Annotated in this window: 1 protein-coding gene; it reads right to left on the reverse strand. The window is 53.6% G+C overall.

Annotated features, from left to right (window positions below; genetic code table 11):
- The coding region (locus VFS25_RS17945) for an amino acid adenylation domain-containing protein (protein WP_326463547.1) at positions 1-4,281 on the reverse strand (4,281 nt) is incomplete at both ends.

The raw sequence follows: 4,281 nt of genomic DNA on the forward strand, positions 1-4,281 counted from the left end.
GGGAAGGGCTGACACCTGCGGTGTAACACCGGATGCATAAGCCTCATAGTAGGATAGCACTTCCCGTCCTAATAAGTTCATAGACCAGCCATCGCTGATAATATGATGAAGGTTGTAATAAAAGATATACTGATCTGCGCCACGTTTGATAAGGCCTGCACGCAGCAGCGGTCCCTGGCCCAGGTCAAATGACCGGTGGAATTCCGCTGCCAGGTAAGAGCGGATAGTAGCTATATCCTGGCCCGTGAAATCCTGGTAGTCGAACCGGAAGCCGCTGGCTCCTGCGGGCAGCACCTGCTGGCGCAGCTCGCCTTCCGCGTTCTCCCGGAATACGGTGCGCAGGATCTCATGCCGGTCTATGACCTGGTGCAAAGCCTGTTCAAAGTACAGGGGATCATAATCGCCATCCAGGTGCAGCTCACCAGGCAAATGGTAGGCCCGTGAGCCTTCTTCCTCCTGGCTTAGCACCCACAGCCTGCGTTGCCCGTCTGATACCGCATAGTCGGCAGCTTCCGCTACCCGGCTAATGGCGGCATATTCCGTGCGGCTGCGGCCCGAGATCAGCTCGGCATGGGCAGCAATGGTGGTGTACTGGAACAGCTCCTGCATGGAAATGCGGGCATTGAAATGGCGGTAGTAATGGTTAGCCAGCTGCATTACCCGCAGGCTGTGGCCACCTATTGTAAAGAAGTCGACCGCTATGCTAACAGGCGTGTCTATACGCAGCACCTCCTGCCAGATGCGCTCCAGCCCTCTTTCAAGGTCGTTGCGCGGGGCTACATAGGTAATGCCGTCGCTCATACCGGTCACAATAATGGCAGGCAGCACCTTTTTGTTCACCTTTCCATTGGCGGTAAGCGGCAGGCGTTCCAGCTGCATATAGTAGCCGGGCACCATATACTCCGGCAGCATTTTGAGCAGGCGTTGCCGCAGCAGCATAGTGTCCTGCTGCTCATCGCTCACTATATAGGCAACAAGCAGGCTGTAACCGTTGCCGTCTTCCTTAGCAGTAACTACCGCGGCATTGATGCCTTCCAGCGACAGCAGCGCATGTTCCACTTCCCCGGTTTCTATGCGGTAGCCACGCACCTTCACCTGGTCGTCTGCTCTTCCGAGATAGTCGATATCGCCGTTCTGCATCCACCGTACAAGGTCGCCGGTGCGGTACAGCCGTTCGCCTGGTTTAAAAGGATGGGGGATGAACCGTTCTGCCGTCAGCTCCGGCCGGTTCAGGTAACCCCTTGCCAGCTGCACGCCTCCTATGTACAGCTCACCTGTAACACCTATGGGAACAGGTTTCAGGCAGCTATCGAGCACATATAGCTGTGTATTATCCAGCGGCCGGCCAATGGTTACCTTTTCTTCCAGCTTCAGCTCTTTGGCCGTGGCCCATATGGTGGCTTCCGTTGGGCCGTATACGTTCCATACTTTCTGCGGGCTTAATGTTACCAGCTGGTCTTTCAGATGTGTTTTAACAGCTTCACCGCCTACCATGATCATCACATCTTCGTCGTTCCTCCAGCCGCAGCTTGTAAGCATTTGCCAGGTTGACGGGGTGGCCTGCATAAGCATAGGCTGGTGCAGCGCCAGCTGCTGCGACAGCAGGTAGCCGTCGGATGCAGTAACCCTGTCAACCAGTATAACCTTACCACCGGACAGCATGAGCAGGAACAGCTCAATGTATGCAATATCAAAGCTGTAGGTGGTAACAGCCAGCAAGCTGGCATCTGACGGCAGCTGCAGCAGGCTGGTAAAAGCACACAGCACATTCAGCAGCGCATAATGTTCAATCATTACGCCTTTGGGCTTACCGGTAGAACCGGATGTATAGATCACATATACCAGGCTGCCCGGATCAATGTTTACAGGCGCCTTAACAGCCGGGCGGGCGGCAATTTCTTCCTGGTGGCGATCCATGAGCACCAAGTATGCTGCCGTATCTTCAAAAAAGGCCGCTTCATATTTATGTTCTGTGAGGATAACGCCTGCGTTGATGTCTTCGATCATATATCTTATGCGGTCTTCCGGGTAGGCGGGGTCCAGCGGAACATAGGCGCCGCCGGCTTTCATAACCGCCCAGATAGCAATTACCATTTCCGGCGAACGGTCCATACAAACCGGCACCAGCGTATCTTTTCCAACGCCTTTTTCCAGCAGGTAGTGGGCCAGCTGATTGCTGCGGGCATTCAGCTCGTGGTAGGTAAGCTGCTGGTCCTGGAACACGAGCGCAATACGATCCGGCGTTTCAGCCACCTGCGCTTCAAAAAGATCTACAATGGTTTTTGCCTGCGGGCAGGGCATTGCTGTATCATTAAAGCCTTCCAGCAGCTGCAGCTGCTCTTCTTCCGCCAGGTAATCCAGCCGGGCTACAGGCGTTGCGGTATGGGCTGTAACCGCTTCCAGCAGGTTCCTGTAGTGGGTAATAAGCCGCTCGATATTATCCCTGTCATATATGGCTGTATTGAACTGCACCTCCATATGCAGGCCGTCGCCTGTTTCCGAAAACTCTACCTGCAGGTCAAATTTCACCTGGCATTCGCCTTCATCGCTGATCATACCTGCTTCCGCGGCCAGGGCCTCATTCCCGTTGACCCGTTGGTTATGCAGGATCATCATTACATCAAACACGGCAGAACGGCTATAGTCCCACCGGAGGTCCAGGTCGTCCACCAGCTTATCAAAGGGATATTGCTGATGGTCATATGCAGCAAGCGTTACGTCCTTCACCTTATCCAATACCGCGTTGAAGCTGTCGTCGCCGCTGAACTGTGTGCGCAATGCAATGGTGTTAATGAACAGCCCTATTTGACCTTCCAGGTCGGCATGCTCACGGCCAGCTACCGGGCTGCCGATAATAATATCTTCCTGGCCGCTGTAACGGTAAAACAGCACCTTTAAAACACCCAGTAATCCCATGAACAACGTGGCATTATTCGACTGGCATAAGGCTTTTATATTTTGTGTTAAGGCAGCGTTGATGGTAGTAGCTACCCGGCGGCCGTTGAAGGTGAGCACCGGGGGCCGTGTTTTTTCAGTTGGCAGCAGCAGCGCGGGCAGCTCGCCTTTGAGCTGATCCATCCAGTATGCCCGGTGCTGCCGGCTTTTTTCCGTTAGTAACGACGCCTGTTCCCATACGGCATAATCCTTATACTGGATAGGCAGCTCCGGCAGGGCGGCATTACTGTTTTCACCTGCTTCATAGAAATGAAGAATGTCTTTTGCCAGCACGTTCATAGACCAGCCGTCGCTGATAATATGGTGCATGTTATAATAGAAAAGATATTCCCCGTCTTTTATCCTGAACAGCATTACCCTGAACAGGGGCGCCTGGGTGAGGTCAAAGGCGGTCTTTTTATCTTCCGTGATAATATGTTCGGCCATGCCAGCCGGATCTGCTTCATCGCGAAGGTCGGCATAGGCCAGCTTCACTTCCACCTCACTGGCGGGCAAAATGCATTGGCGCACCATTTCACCCCCGTCTTCGCGGAACACGGTGCGCAATATCTCATGGCGCGCTACTACTGACCGTAAGGCCTGCTCATACCTGTTTGCATCATATACACCATACAGCGTTGCAGTATTGGCAATGTTATATGCTACTGATCCCTTGTTGATGGTGTGCAGCACCCAAAGGCGCTTTTGGGAAGACGACAGGGGATAGGAAGATGCTGCTGCCGCACGCGGAATACCTTCCCAGGCTGTTTGCACGGCAACCGCGCTGCCATCCAGCTCTTTGGCCAGCCCTTCGATGGTTGGCTGTTCAAAAACCTTTTGCACGCTCAGCACTGTTCCGAATGCTTTTGTGATGCGTGACAGCAGTTTGATTACTTTAATACTATGCCCGCCCAGCTCAAAGAAATTATCCTGCATACCTACCGGCGTGTTTGTTTCCAGCACATCCTGCCAGATGCCCTGTAACTGCTCTTCAGTTTTGTTACGCGGGCCTGTATATTGCCTTGCCGTGCTTACCGGTCCCTGAACAGCCCTGGATGAAAGCTCGCGCTTATCTATTTTGCCATTGGATGTAAGCGGCATCCGCTCCAGGGTAACAATGGCCGATGGCATCATGTACCCGGGCAGCCGGTTCCCGAGATAATCTTTTAACTGCTGGTGATCAACAGCGCCGGTTACATAAAACACCAGCTTGCACTCGCCGTTCTCCTGTGGCGGTGTTAGCGTAACGGCTGCCTGCAGCACGCCCGGCGCATGTATCAGTACATTTTCTATTTCTTCGAGCTCTACGCGGTAGCCATGTATTTTCACCTGGTTGTCGGCCCTGCC

Source organism: Chitinophaga sp., from assembly GCF_035761305.1.
In the GTDB taxonomy this organism is placed as follows: Bacteria; Bacteroidota; Bacteroidia; order Chitinophagales; family Chitinophagaceae; genus Chitinophaga.